The organism is Glaciimonas sp. Gout2 (assembly GCF_035018905.1).
Classification (GTDB): Bacteria; Pseudomonadota; Gammaproteobacteria; order Burkholderiales; family Burkholderiaceae_D; genus Glaciimonas.
The window spans coordinates 1-13,044 of the sequence record NZ_JASJXA010000066.1; the positions used below are offsets into that span (position 1 = coordinate 1).

Here is a 13,044-nt window from a genome sequence, read left to right on the forward strand (position 1 = left end):
CCACTAGCATTTAGTAAATATGTAATTTAGCGCATTGCGTAGCCTCACGCGCGGGAATTATTGTACTACCTTAATAAAAAAAAATTAAAAAGAGTGTTTATATTTAATCCAACATGCTGAAACCGTAAACTAGTTATTTCCAGAACCTGCCGGATGATGGATCATGACGGTTTTCCTCATCGCAGCGTCTATATATAAAATTTTCTATTACTAGCGGGGAGCTTGAGAGAATCAATCATGATCCATCATCCGGCAGGAAATTTCTATATCACATCACTTCAATTTTCATCACGTTTTGATCATTGTTACGACGAGTGACTCCGTAAAACATGCCCGCTTCTCTTTTAGCATACGGGATACCATGTACCTTTATCGACTGGCCAAAGCTTTTTGGAGTGTATGGATTATCGATTCCTTCTTCTTCACACCAGGATTGAAAAGTATCGAATAGAGCCTTAGCCGTCGCCCCCTGCTTCGGGTCGCACTTCTCGTATTGCTCAAGCCATCTGCCTAGCGAGTCCTGATCGTTTAAATACGTGCGTGTCATATTCTGCACTTGCTTGGGTGGCTTGAGCCCTACTTTGGTGTATTCAAGTGCGCCAGCCACAAGCCACGCCAGAATACCCTCCGCCTCCGCCCGTAAAGTATCGGTGAGAGCCGGGTCACCATCAGGTAATGCTGGATTTCTATCAGACTCGCCTGGCCGATTCCACTTCATGTCGAAAGGAATGACATGCAAACGGCCTCGAACTGCCCCGTCAAGGTGGTCGAGCGCAGGAACAGAATTAGTCATCAACCATAGCTTGTGACTTATTTCAAACTCAAATGCATTTTGATTGAGTAGTCGGGCGATCATATATCCGTCGCCTGTATGGCTCTTAATGGTCGCTATGTCGAACTTCTGCCCGGGTTTTGATTCGCTACTTACTGCTGCCCTTGCACCAGCTAAACGTGCTGCAACCGATGACGCTCGCTCAGGATCATTACTCTGATGAGTTTCGAGTAATACAGCGGGCGGAATACTTACACCATAATCCCCAAGTACCCATTTAACGATGTCGAGCAACACGTTCTTTCCATTAGAGCCCGCTCCAACGCACACAAATAACTTGTGTTGCTCCGTTAGTCCTGTGAGTGAATACCCTAGCGCCTTCCGTAGATAATGCGAGAGTTCGGGACGAAGCTCGAATCGCCCTACGGTGTCGGCGATCACATCACCTGTGATAGGATCGAATTCGGCTAGAATAGGGCGCCCCGTAATTTGGTTCACGAAGTTAATCCACCCCGGCGCAAGTGCTATTGGATTGAATCGAAGTCCTGAGCGTTTCGTAACTAAATCCTCACGCGCAGCTGGGCGGAGTTTCCCCGTGCGTAGATCGACGACCCCGTTCTCCACCCCCAAAAGTCGCCGATCAGTATCTAAATCCTTTAGGGATAATTTGACTTCCGGGAATTTCGCAGCGACCGCCAGCATATTATCTAGTGCCCGTTTGTTTCGGCACTGCTGCGCCCATTTTGCTATGCTTGCAGCAGTTCTTTCAATTCGCGTTCTATCTGCCGGAGTGTTTGCAGCATTCTGGCTTTGATGATAATACTGAGTCGCTTCCTTTTGGTATTCTTCGGCTATGCGCAGCGCCATTGACTGCGCAATGCTACCGCTGTCGTCCCAGATCCACTTGTTATTTTGCCATCCTAACCAAATACGTTTTTCGGTCACGTATCGTAAGTCACCATTTGTGAGTTGAACGAGCAGGTTCGCGTTTCCTGTGTCGGTGCGATCAACCAATGTTTTATAGTCGGTCTGTATGCCAAGTCCGTGACCCCTGCGGGGATTAATCCAGCCTAATGTTTGGGCTTTCTTAAAAATTGAAGTGTAGTCGGATCTGTCGCCGATTAAGTCATCGTTCCACTTGCGGTTAAATTCTTCTTCGTCACACTTCCAATCATGTAATTGTTTGGAAAATTCCAAGCCTAATTCGCGACCGACTTCATCAAGAGATTTCAGATTCTGTAAGACAGATACCCAATACTCGTACCCATATGCATTTTTATTGTAGCCCACCATGATTGCCACTAGAGCATCGCGCAAATCCGATATTGTCTCGTTCTTTACGCGTGCTAAGTTGGCCGCCCGTGCCAAGTTGTCGGGTGCACTATTGTGTGCCGGTGCTGTAACCTCGTCGATAATGTTTCGCGGGATAGTTGCCAACAGTGTGTCTGGGTTCACATAGCCACTTCCAAAGCTAGACCAGTAGGAGTAGGGTGCGCCCTTGTTTGTCGTGGGGAGGAACATTATCCGCTCTGGCTGGACGCACGACAGATCAAGCACGGGGACACAAAATAACTCCCCCAATGCTCGCACACAATGCGGGTATTCGGCTGGCGACACGGGGCGACTAAACGGAATTAAAAGACGTAAGCGAGGCGATTCCGTTGTAGGGGTACGTGTGTTATGCCCAACATAAGAAAAGGGAACTACGCCACGAATATTAATGCCCCTTTCCTCCGCGCCGTCAAGGCGTTGGATTAAGTCCCTCGCATCACTATCAATATCAAGCGTGGCGGCCGAGCGGCTTTTGACACTACTTTTATTGCGCGCCTTGCCTTCAAATTGACCAAAAACCACAAAGGGATCTTGTGCTTTTAAAGCATTTCGGGCGATATCTGATAAACCTAGGTAGTCAGCATGTGAAATAGTCGCATCTTTGGGATTCTGCACAGCATCTGTTAAATGCTTCCAGGTGTAGTCCTCGGTGTGAGTTATCCTTCCTTTATCTCCTTGGCCAAAGCTAGCCGTCATCAACGGCATAGACAATTGATTCAATCCGACGGGGCTCATGATTTCACCTCAAAACAAAGCACGGTTTCTGTGGTTTGTTTTGCAATTTCAGTTAAGAAATTATTCCGCGCCGCCCGGTATTTTTGAAGTACCCGCCTAAGTGCACGAGCGCGCGGCATGCTGGGTGTCCATTCTGCATTGAAATTGCCGTCATTAAATGTAAAAACCACAGAAAACCCCACACCCACATTGTGAGAAGCGCTTGTTAGATGAATGTCCGCAGCGGTTTTCATAGTTCACCTCGCGCCGTAATAACGATTGCATTCGGCGCCGTCGTGTCGGTTGCACCAGACTTATTTACACCGTTGGCTACGAGAGCGTTAATATCTTCTTCGCGCCAAGCCACAACACGTGGAGATAACTTTACAGGCTGGGGATATCGGCCTGATTTCACTCCCTTCCACCAAGATGCTCTGCAAACGGGAATGCGCGCCAATACGGCGGGCAGGCGAAGAAGTACGGCTATTTGAGGTTGAGATTGCATTTGGCGCTCCGATTTCGAATGCGCTCGATTGCCATAATATAGGTGTGAGGCAGTGGCGAACGCAAGGGTTTATCCTTTCGTCCGCATCCTGCATAACGTAGTCCCCATCGGATATTGGGGGACGTTCTACGCTACCGGCTTCGGATCGCCGCAATGAAAATGCTATCCAAAGATGTCGTTTAATACCAAACGCGCATTGCTCGCCCTGGCACCCTCGCATGTGCTTGTTCGCACACTCCGGGCGTTGGGGGTAAACTTTTTCCGGATTAGATTTAGTCTACCGCGATGTATCGGGATTCGTCAACGTTTAACGGTGTATTTAATTAACCTTCGATAGAAGCAAACTACGAGTAGTGTATTTAACTTTAGGCACTCGCGCCGCGAATTTGTGTCACGGTAGCGGCAGTCGGGATGTTCCCGCAATAGTCCGCCCAGGCTTGCATAAGCAAAACACGTTTTTCCAGTAGGTCCCCGCGTCGATAAGCGGCTTCGACTTTGTCGGGCAAGCTATGCGCCAGCGCATGCTCGCAGATTTCGCGCGGGAATGCGTTCGCTACAGATTCGGCGCACCAGTCGCGGAAGGTCGAACGGAATCCGTGGACGGTTATATCTTTACGCTCCATCCTCCTAAGAACAGCCGTCAGGCTCATATCGCTTAAGGCTCTACTTTGTACGCGCCCGGGAAATATTAACGCGCCCACATGCGGCGTAGCGCATAGCAAATCAAATGCAGCGGTTGATAGTGGCACGCGATGCTCTTTCCCACCCTTCATGCGCTCGGCGGGCACTGTCCAAACTTTCGTCGTCAGGTCCACTTCATCCCAAGTTGCGCCGCGCACTTCACCAGAGCGCGCCGCCGTGAGAATGCCAAACTCAACACCGCGTGCGGCGATACCTTCCCGAAGACGTAATGCCGCCATGAAGGCACCAGTTTCTTGCCAGGGCAGTGCGGGGTGGTTCTTGATCGGTGCAATCTTGCTCGGCGTCGCAAGCAGATTTTCTAGGTGGCCACGCCAGCGCGCCGGATTTTCACCCTGACGGTGCCGACTTGTGGTCGCCCAGTCGAGGATGCTTTCGATGCGGCCCCGCAATCTGGTTGCGGTTTCCGTCTTGTCTGCCCAGATTGCGCTGAGCACTTTGACGACCAGTGCGGTATCCACCGCGGCGACGGGCAACGCACCGATGATTGGAGACGCATAGGTGGCCAGGGTGTTTTCCCACTGACTGGCATGCTTGGCGTTTTTCCAGCTGCTGCGATGTGCGGCGATATAGGCCGCTGCGCACTGGTCGAAAGTAATCAGCCGTGCCAGCGCTAATGCTGCCCCAAGCTTTGCGGCGTTTCTGACGTCAAGTGGGTCCTGCCCGGCCAACAATAACACGCGGCACTCTTTCGCCTTTGCTCGCGCTGAGGCGAGATCAACGGTATGTAAAGCACCCAATCCCATTTCGCGCTGCTTGCGCGACACGGTGAAGCGGAAGATCCAGCTTTTGGTCCCGGTGGGTGAAACCTGTAGCCACAATCCCGAGCCATCGCCGTAGTATCCGGGTTTGGTTGCCTTGTTCACGCCCATGGCTGAAAGCTTGTTTACATTTAATGCCATGATCGCCGCCCTTCTTAGCCTACCCACATATCTACCCACACGGGAAGCGTAGATTCTATTGTATTGGAATAAACGACGTTATACTATAAATTTCATTTTCCCCTATGAGGATTAGGAATTGTTGGCATTTGTTGATTGTTATTAAACCGTAGAATGGCGGACACCGCTTCCGCCAGTTTTAAACATAAAGCCCTGATTATTCAGGGCTTTTTTGTTTTGCGGGTTTGATTGCTTGGATGTGTGTTTGCCATCTTTTATCGTAAACGTCCGCAACTAATACAAAGTATTCGCAACCCTCCTATTTTTTGATCGAAAATGCTGTTTTAAGGTCAAAAAAACAACCCATTTTGCATCGATATAAAAATAGCTAATCTCCGATAGATTGCTTGAGCCGAGCTGTAAGAAGTGCGTATTTCTGCTTTGAAGTATCGGCAAACGCTGAATCGCGAGATGACGGTGTATCGTCATATGGCACAGGTTCGGCGAATTGGTGGACAGTTAGATCCCACTTTTTTCCATCAATTAGATTATAAAAGTGCGTTCCGCCAGGCGTCTTAGTGGTAAGAATCCCACCGCCGAAATGATCTTGTACGACAAGAGACGTAATGCTGCAATGATTCTGCGCCGGATTTGATTGTGACCATGCCCCAGTTGGGCTTGAAGTGTCTGCGGACCATACCCGCGAAATCGATCTATATAGATCAAGTGGCGTCTCAAATGTCGTCGATGTAGAAGTATTCTGTTTGTCTTGTTTCATTAAAAAATTCCTATTCAACGAAAATTCTCTATAAGAGAAAATGTATTAGACATGGATATTTCGCCATAGGCGGGTAGGATAAGGAGTTTTTTGCCGTCACACTATTGGTATGGCGTCTAGCGATGCCAATGGATAACTTCAATGAAAAGTAGCCCAGGCGATAGATGCCGAGAATGCACAAAGCACCAATGAAGTTGCGCGCTGCAACTTGATGCGATCCGCAAACTTCAAGCGCCCGTTGGCTAACGCTGCGCCGAACATCGTCCAAGCGATGCCGATAGGTATCAACAGGCAAACAAACAATGCCGTCGCTGAAAAATAGATTTGCATATTGCTGGGCGATAGAACGGGGAAAATCGCAGACGAAAAAAGTAGTGCTTTGGGATTGAGAAGGGTTGCCACGAATAAGGAATGAGGGCCAACCGATCGTTGTCCCGATGTCTGCAGCACGGAGGCTGCCCTCCATACCATCACCGCAATGTAGATCAGGTAGAGGCTGCTGGCGGCGCGTGCCAAGATCGCTACCCAAGGGTAACTACTTTGTAAGGGCGCGAGCACTGCGCCCCAAACCGAGATCGCAATGAGATAGCCGAGAAGTTCGCATGCAATGAGTGGCAACGCGCCTTTCGCACCTCGCTCCAGGCCGGCGGCGGCCAGTAAGGTATTGGTCGGTCCGGGCGTCAGTAGTATGACCGCAGTGCTCAGCGCAAATATAGGTAAGTTGAAGTCAGATGTCATCAAAGTCTTGGAGGGGTAAGCAACTTGGACAGAGCCGGTTTGCAATTATCAATATCGCCGTTTAGTGCCAGTTTGTTGGCTAAAAGGAAAAGCGTAACAGTTTTTGGTGATGGTCAGTTTTCGACTTGCCCGCCCCACTTCGGCATATTGTACGCTACGCGTTTTGCTCCTAACAGATGCTTAACCCTATTTCTAAGCTCGCTCGCTGCGCGCCTCCGTAAGTGCTATGGTCAAGTGTTGCACCTTCTTTTTTAATTGATTGCGCTCTTCAGTAAGTTCAGCGACCAGTAACGTCAAACGGTAGATTTCTACTTGATCCGGGGAAGCGTCGCTCGACGGAGTCTCTCGTTCTGGCTTTGGCGGTAGTCGTGCCTCACGTACTTGTCTTGCTGCTTCGCGTAATTCTTTCTTGCCGCCAGCGACAGCAGCTATCTGTTGTTCGCTAGGCAAGGACGCTACGGCGACCGCAGCATTAATAGATATTTCACCGGACTTTACGGCTCTGACCAGTTCCGGCGCAGCCGTTTTTTGGATTTTTTCGATTTGTGCCAAGGTTGCGCTGCTTACCCTCGCAGAACGCGCAATGGCTTCCCGCGTTAACGGTTGCTCGCCCTCTGGCTGGCTTAATACATCTGCCCCAGCTATCTTATCGGGCGGGCGCTGGGCTTGCGTCTGTGCCACGCGCGTCGATACGATCTCTTTCTTGCGCAGGGCAAGCACACCGCGTTGAAAGTCCGATACGCTGCGCCGCCCAAGGTGGTTATCAATCATCCACATGTGGACATCTTCGATAGATTTAAACGTGTGGTTCTGAATAATATTAAAAGGAATTTCGTGCTTTTGGCAGATACCGTAGCGGTTGTGCCCATCTATTAAAAGATCACCCCACAGTACTAGCGCGTCGCGGCAGCCTTCGGACAGCAGGCTACGTTCTAGTGCGGCGAATTCGTCATCGGTTAAAGGATCGATATAAGCACGGAGATCTTCGCTGATATTAATGGTCATGGTTAAGACGAAATTAAATGATAGCGCGGTAGTGTACGCAACGCCGCTATTTTAAGCCACATAGCAACCTATTATTTCAAAAAAATCTGAGCTGCCCCGGTGTCTTGACGGACAGTGATGTATGAAGCGCCACGAATATGTTTGGCCGAGCTAGCCGGAATAGGGGAGAAATTGAAACAAAACGAATGCGCAAAAATACTTAACTGAAAGCCGCTCCGGCGAAGAGTTGAAATTCAGCGTAAATACGTAATGCGACTTTTATACGTATTGTTATGGATACTTCTTGTGCATCAATATAGGGAAGTGACGATCCTTTTTAAATTCGTTGCAATTTGATTTATTGGTCCGAGTTTTGATGGGTATTTTTCACGGTGGTCTGTGAAGAATGGGGTTTGAAAGATATACAAGCGTTAAATTATTACTAGTAATTATGATCTCAAGCCGTGCTAAAAGCCTCTAGAAAAAAGGTTGATAAATATATTAATAGATAGATTCCAGAGAGTAACTATACAGTGAAGAAAACCTCCAAACTAAGGCGACTCTTGTGTTGTGAAGCCTAAGTATTTCTTGAATGAGTGAAAAAAATTTTATATATTTAACCAATATAGAATTCTTGATAATTATTTCGGCATCAACTTTGTTCAAAGGTTGAAATATAGGGCATCAAAATTGAATTGACGGGCTTGGTCGAGGGGGTAGCAAGGCTCCGATTTTCGGGAAGATGGTATTGGAAGAGTATTTCCTCGGCAGAGGTCGGAAGCAAGATTGATAAAGCAATTTTTGTGCTGGAACCGGATGTGGTGGCGCTGTTATTCAATCGTGCGCAGGGCGCACACTAATATTATCGGTTACCGATTGACCAATGCCAAGCTTTGACAGGCATCATCCCATGGCGTTGGCAGGGCTTGATCGGAGGCACTGAGACTTAGGTTGCTATCGGTGAATTCTTTTTTGACCTTCAGGCGGGTGTCCGCGTATCGAAAAGGAGTTTCCATGCCTGAACTATCGTTCCAGGTGGAAGGCGCGGAGACGGTCCGTTCTGCGACCACTCCGCTGCTTAATTGCAGACTGTGCATCAACACGGCTATTTCGAGCGTGAGAGTCGCGAATGTCATCCTACAGTGCCACATTCAGATCGAATCGCCACGGCGGCGCTACCGGCCGGGGGAGCAAGAACGGTTGCGAGAATTATTTGGCGATCCCCTGCGTTTCAAACAGGGGCCACATCCACTCCTATGGACGCATAACACTTTGCTCATACCTGGTTTTGAAGGGAGTTGTATTGCGGACTTGCCGGTTCCATGTAGCTATGATTTCAATGTGGCCGCAGTGAAATTCTTTTATGCGCTTGAAGATGGTGAGGTGCCACTTTTGTTCCAGTTTAGCGGTACGGTTTTTTATCGCGATGAAAATGATCGGCTCCAGATTAGCCGGATTGCCTGGACCAAGGAGGCAACATTTTTGCTGCCCGATTCGGTGTGGCAGGAGATGATGGATCGCTATTATCCCAACGGCACATGGTTGTGTCTGGATCGCGATCAGTTTGATCGGCTTTATCGATATAAGAGGCAGCATGGACTATCGACATGGGAGCAGGCGCTGGATAGTCTATTGGATATCGTTGAAGAGAATGTGCCATGAATGCCTCGTTTATTCATAGCGTTGTAAGCGCCGTGCTTTATGAAGGTTATATGCTTTATCCCTACCGCGCCTCCTCGGTGAAAAACCGGCAGCGCTGGGCCTTCGGGGGCGTTTATCCACACAATTACTGTATGGCTCATGATGGTGCCGATCCATGGATGATTCAGACTCAGTGCCTTGTGCAGGGTGGTCCCGACACGGTACTGACGGTCACGTCAGGGTTCTTGCATTTAACCGCGCGCGAGACGGGAGAATTGAAGCCGCCATTGGTGGAGTGGCCACAGGACGAGCCGCCATATTGTGCGGTTGATGTTCTGACGATCGACGGGCAGCATTTTTATAGCTGGCAGGAAGCGGTTGAGCGCCAGATTAATACCGAACCACTCTGCTTGGATGAGGTGGGTGAATCTGAATATAAGGAGTGGAAAACCCCCTTTGAATTAGCAGGGCATCGCGAATTGGAACCGTTAGGTAATGCGCAAGGTAAAGTGGCAGGTTTATTGGCACGTAACCGCCGATGCATAAACGGCGAAGTAGGAATACGTGCCGAGCGAGTGATCGATAACGTTTTCCGAATCACCGCCAGAATCGCCAATTGGACACCGTTGCCGGATGCGCGTGGTATTAGCCGCGATGCAGCAACGCTGCGAGCGTTAGTCTCGTGTCACCTGATTCTTCGGGTATCGGATGGTCGGTTCGTATCTTCTATTGATCCTCCTGCGGATCTCGCGGTGAATGTAGCAGAGTGTGAAAATATTGGTGTCTGGCCGGTACTAGTTGGTGAGGAAGGGACATTTGATACCATACTGGCCTCGCCGATTATCCTCTACGATTATCCGCAAATCGCACCGTAAAGCTGGGTGACCTTTTCGCTGATCCTAGGCACGATTTGGGATTGGCGCGTATGCCTTGCTATTGATTCCTCTTTGCGGCGGACGAAATTGAACTTATTACCTCGCAGGAAGCAAGGAGATACGCTGCATCCTTATCGCCGGTGGTTGAAAAACGTGTAAAATCATGCTCTCAACTTTAAGGCAAGCATCTCGCTAGGATTGTCCTTCGTCAGGTGAATTGGCGCAAATGCGGAAATGAAATTAATCTAATTAATTGCTATTGACTTAAAAAAGCAGAGTTGAAAACTAGTAATGTGACCCATTTGATAGTTTGAAGTGGACTGCTTTTGTCACTATCGAACATGAACCCTGATTATTCAGGGCTTTTTTGTTTTTGGAGAGGCCGTTTCCTACAGTGGATTTTAGGATAGTTATTTTCCCGCTATGCTTGATTTCTTTAATAAGGCGCTAAAACAAGTTTCTTTATTTTCTGTTCGTGAAATGAAGGTCAGGTGTAAGGCCTTTGAACGTCGCCTTTGTCATTAATGGAGACTATTTAATTAACATTCCCGGAAAATGGGAACGTTAATTTTGGCCTTAGAATGCATGTTGAAGTCATTTTTATTCGCTTAATGCTGTCATGCGGTTTATGGACTTGATCCGATAGCCGGACCGAAACTTCGGCAAGCAACCGTTAATGTTCAATTTCATCTTATATATTACATCTGGGAATGGGTACTATGCTCGTCATTACCATAAAGCAAGGCAAGGAAAAAAGCCTGCTAGTTCGTCAGCCTTGGATTTATGCCTCTGCCATTGAGCGCATCGATGGAAAGCCTGGCGAAAATATGCAATTTGGCGCTACAGCGCTGGTACACTCGTCTTCAGGCAAGTTTTTGGCGCGCGCAGCACATAGCCCGAAATCGGAAATTCGCGCGCGAGTCTGGACTTTCGATCAGAACGAATCCGTCGATCATGCATTTATGAAGCGTCGTATCAAAGCAGCTGTTGCGACGCGCAGTCTCGCCAGGGGTGCAAAAAATAGCGCTGCAACCGATGTGGTGCGACTGATATTGGCAGAAAAAGATGGATTACCGGGACTATTGGTGGATTGGTATGGCGGTCGAAACGGCTACCTCATATGCGAATTTCAGGCCGCTGGCGTGGAAGCCTGGAAGGTGCCGATCGTTAAGGCTTTGATGGCCGAAACCGATTGTCCGAATGTCTATGAACGCTCAGATGAGCTTATCCGAAAAGGTGAAGGCTTGCTCAACGTATCCGGTGTCTTGGCGGGGGATGAGCCGCCAGATGAAACTCAATTCACGGAGAATGGTGTGCGTTTTGCTATTGATATAAAGACCGGGAAGAAAAGTAAATACCGGTAAACAGGTGTCGGCTGTGTACTTTGACGCGCATACACCGGTGCAAGTCACACCCTCCTGCGGCGGATGGTGCGAAGAGAGTGAAAAATATTCCTATGCTGAGTGCGTTTTCGTAATTAACCTAGATTCTCCATAATCCGCAGTGTGCTGCTCTCTACCAACTCACCGGCTTGCGCAATCCATGCAATAACGTGTGGAGCCTTAAAATGTTGGTGAAGCAGTTCACGGCTTTCCCACCTTTCAAAGAACACGAAAGTGCGCGGGTCGTCTAAGTCGCGATGGAGGTCATATTGAATAAAACCTGGATCGCGTTGACTTGGTGCTATTAATGCACGCATTGCCGCTTCCATTTTTTTTTCTTGCCCAGGTTTGGCGGTATTGATCGATACGACGGCGATTTGAGACATTTTTTTCCTTTTTTTAAGGTGAGAATCGAACGATACAGCAGGATAGTTTTACGCGCACGAGTGTTGGTAAAAATAGCAAATTCTTCAAGATAGAGAAAGTCTGATATGAGTGATAATGTAACCGCTGTAAGCGCGGAAGACTTCCTCCCGGTTGGCATGCTTGCCAATGGACGTGGGCCAGCTAAAGCGATGGAGAGCGTAGCAAAACGTAAAATGAACGTTCCAGGTTGGGAACCGTTCCACTATGAGCAGATTTCTGCAACAGAATTTGAAGTAACCGGCGGTCTTCCCGAGGTTGTTGGTGGTGCAAAAAGGTGGCCGGAACCACATACTACAGTGATTGTTTTAGAAGGTGAATTGACTAAAGAATTACAGTTGAGTACTTCAGTCGAAGCATCGTTTGATGATAAAAAGACTGCCATTACCATCCATCCGAAAGTGACACTTTCGTCCAATGTTGCAGCATCATCTCCTCATACCCAACATACTAAAAGTCAGTCCAGATATATGACTGTTATCTTGCGCATGCCTGATGATGCGGCGGGACATCAACGGATAGTCGAGATGTTAGCGCTGAATAAAAATTTCTTTGGCGCTGACGTCGTAGCGACTGCCTTTCAGGACGATGTTATGGTCAGCAAATCTTTGCAGATAAGCTGATGCCACAGTAATCAACTAAAAAAGTTTGCTTTGATGCTTGCCTTGGCACTCAAAAATAGCGGACGTTCGGTTTTGGTATGACCAGGACTATCAACATTGCAAAACGTTATTCAAGCCCAGTCCGTGTAGGACCCTTTCGCTTAACTCTGCTGATGTCTGTGAGATGATTTCTTCAGGCACTTTAAATTTTTTGGTAAGCCGCTTATAGCTTTCGAATCCGTACGAAACCATAAACGGATGCATCCCGGAATCGATCGCGGCCAAGAAATCCTTCTCTTCATCACCGCAAATATAGCTACGCGCCGGATTAATATTAAAACGCTCTCTGGCAGCACGAAATTCGACCCTCTTTTCCTCGCGAACCGGAATATGAATAAAAAAATCAAGCGCGTCGAGATCAACGTCGTGGCGGCGGAAAAGTTGTCGCAGCGTTTCTTCTGGCTCGTTGGTGATGTTACGGGTAACTAGTCCGACTATTACGTCGGGCGCAGCGATCAGTGTTCGAATCAGCTCTGCAATATGGGGATAAAGTTGCGCCTCCTCCCGATATACTTCTGTCAACGTTTGAATTATTTGTTTCCGACTTTGTTTGCCGATCTGTTTTTTTATATTCGATGGAAAATCTTTCAACCCGCCCAGATATTTAAAAATATGGCGTCGCTTCTGAAAACTCTCTTCATCACCAATTGCCATATTG

Annotated in this window: 13 protein-coding genes; 4 read left to right on the top strand and 9 right to left on the bottom strand. The window is 48.3% G+C overall.

Translation table 11 applies throughout. The features are described 5' to 3' along the window. Positions 1-268: 268 nt before the first annotated feature. From QN379_RS22015 to QN379_RS22045, 7 genes are all read right to left on the bottom strand, one after another. Positions 269-2,839 carry a phage/plasmid primase, P4 family gene (locus QN379_RS22015; RefSeq protein ID WP_323507617.1) on the bottom strand — a complete coding sequence of 857 codons (2,571 nt, stop codon included), beginning with the start codon at positions 2,837-2,839 and terminating at the stop codon, positions 269-271. Next, entirely contained in the window at positions 2,836-3,072 is a 237-nt protein-coding gene (locus QN379_RS22020; protein WP_323507618.1) for a hypothetical protein, read from the bottom strand. The genes QN379_RS22015 and QN379_RS22020 overlap by 4 nt, the downstream gene beginning before the upstream one ends. Next, the gene (locus tag QN379_RS22025) at positions 3,069-3,323 is read right to left on the bottom strand and encodes a helix-turn-helix transcriptional regulator (RefSeq protein WP_323507619.1); all 255 of its coding nucleotides are present in this window, start codon (positions 3,321-3,323) and stop codon (positions 3,069-3,071) included. Before QN379_RS22025 ends, QN379_RS22020 begins: the two co-directional genes overlap by 4 nt. A gap of 365 nt (positions 3,324-3,688) precedes the next feature. Next, positions 3,689-4,924 carry a tyrosine-type recombinase/integrase gene (locus tag QN379_RS22030; protein ID WP_323507620.1) on the bottom strand — a complete coding sequence of 412 codons (1,236 nt, stop codon included), beginning with the start codon at positions 4,922-4,924 and terminating at the stop codon, positions 3,689-3,691. Between the two features lie 895 nt (positions 4,925-5,819). Continuing rightward, positions 5,820-6,419 (bottom strand): LysE family translocator, encoded by a 600-nt coding sequence (locus QN379_RS22035; protein ID WP_322238473.1) that lies wholly within the window; start codon positions 6,417-6,419, stop codon positions 5,820-5,822. Positions 6,420-6,611: 192 nt separating this feature from the next. Continuing rightward, positions 6,612-7,424, bottom strand: coding sequence for a hypothetical protein (locus tag QN379_RS22040; RefSeq protein ID WP_322238475.1), 813 nt, complete (start codon positions 7,422-7,424; stop codon positions 6,612-6,614). A gap of 848 nt (positions 7,425-8,272) precedes the next feature. Then, a complete protein-coding gene (locus QN379_RS22045; protein ID WP_323507621.1) occupies positions 8,273-8,419 on the bottom strand; it encodes a hypothetical protein in 147 nt (48 codons plus the stop codon). Here QN379_RS22045 and QN379_RS22050 point away from each other — a divergent pair. From QN379_RS22050 to QN379_RS22060, 3 genes are all read left to right on the top strand, one after another. Beyond that, positions 8,418-9,065 carry a DUF6084 family protein gene (locus tag QN379_RS22050; RefSeq protein WP_323507622.1) on the top strand — a complete coding sequence of 216 codons (648 nt, stop codon included), beginning with the start codon at positions 8,418-8,420 and terminating at the stop codon, positions 9,063-9,065. The genes QN379_RS22045 and QN379_RS22050 overlap by 2 nt on opposite strands. Further along, entirely contained in the window at positions 9,062-9,919 is an 858-nt protein-coding gene (locus QN379_RS22055; protein ID WP_323507623.1) for a hypothetical protein, read from the top strand. The genes QN379_RS22050 and QN379_RS22055 overlap by 4 nt, the downstream gene beginning before the upstream one ends. Before the next feature lie 719 nt (positions 9,920-10,638). Then, positions 10,639-11,283: an SAM-dependent methyltransferase gene (locus QN379_RS22060; RefSeq protein WP_322238483.1), complete on the top strand. Its 645-nt coding sequence runs from the start codon at positions 10,639-10,641 to the stop codon at positions 11,281-11,283. Positions 11,284-11,396: 113 nt separating this feature from the next. Here the strand turns inward: QN379_RS22060 and QN379_RS22065 are convergent, their stop codons facing one another. Continuing rightward, the gene (locus QN379_RS22065; RefSeq protein WP_322238485.1) at positions 11,397-11,687 is read right to left on the bottom strand and encodes a putative quinol monooxygenase; all 291 of its coding nucleotides are present in this window, start codon (positions 11,685-11,687) and stop codon (positions 11,397-11,399) included. A gap of 105 nt (positions 11,688-11,792) precedes the next feature. Here QN379_RS22065 and QN379_RS22070 point away from each other — a divergent pair, with 105 nt between their 5' ends. After that, positions 11,793-12,347 carry a hypothetical protein gene (locus QN379_RS22070; protein ID WP_323507624.1) on the top strand — a complete coding sequence of 185 codons (555 nt, stop codon included), beginning with the start codon at positions 11,793-11,795 and terminating at the stop codon, positions 12,345-12,347. A 90-nt stretch (positions 12,348-12,437) separates the two neighbouring features. On the opposite strand, the gene QN379_RS22075 is transcribed toward QN379_RS22070, so the two are convergent. Further along, a partial coding sequence (locus QN379_RS22075; protein ID WP_323507625.1) for an HAD family hydrolase occupies positions 12,438-13,044 on the bottom strand: 607 nt, incomplete at its 5' end.

Bases quoted from the DNA above. Each gene is read 5' to 3' on its own strand.
- QN379_RS22025 (WP_323507619.1), bottom strand. From the start codon at position 3,323: ATGCAATCTCAACCTCAAATAGCCGTACTTCTTCGCCTGCCCGCCGTA.
- QN379_RS22030 (WP_323507620.1), bottom strand. From the start codon at position 4,924: ATGGCATTAAATGTAAACAAGCTTTCAGCCATGGGCGTGAACAAGGCA.
- QN379_RS22055 (WP_323507623.1), top strand. From the start codon at position 9,062: ATGAATGCCTCGTTTATTCATAGCGTTGTAAGCGCCGTGCTTTATGAA.
- QN379_RS22050 (WP_323507622.1), top strand. From the start codon at position 8,418: ATGCCTGAACTATCGTTCCAGGTGGAAGGCGCGGAGACGGTCCGTTCT.
- QN379_RS22040 (WP_322238475.1), bottom strand. From the start codon at position 7,424: ATGACCATTAATATCAGCGAAGATCTCCGTGCTTATATCGATCCTTTA.
- QN379_RS22065 (WP_322238485.1), bottom strand. From the start codon at position 11,687: ATGTCTCAAATCGCCGTCGTATCGATCAATACCGCCAAACCTGGGCAA.
- QN379_RS22070 (WP_323507624.1), top strand. From the start codon at position 11,793: ATGAGTGATAATGTAACCGCTGTAAGCGCGGAAGACTTCCTCCCGGTT.
- QN379_RS22035 (WP_322238473.1), bottom strand. From the start codon at position 6,419: ATGACATCTGACTTCAACTTACCTATATTTGCGCTGAGCACTGCGGTC.
- QN379_RS22020 (WP_323507618.1), bottom strand. From the start codon at position 3,072: ATGAAAACCGCTGCGGACATTCATCTAACAAGCGCTTCTCACAATGTG.
- QN379_RS22045 (WP_323507621.1), bottom strand. From the start codon at position 8,419: ATGGAAACTCCTTTTCGATACGCGGACACCCGCCTGAAGGTCAAAAAA.
- QN379_RS22015 (WP_323507617.1), bottom strand. From the start codon at position 2,839: ATGAGCCCCGTCGGATTGAATCAATTGTCTATGCCGTTGATGACGGCT.
- QN379_RS22060 (WP_322238483.1), top strand. From the start codon at position 10,639: ATGCTCGTCATTACCATAAAGCAAGGCAAGGAAAAAAGCCTGCTAGTT.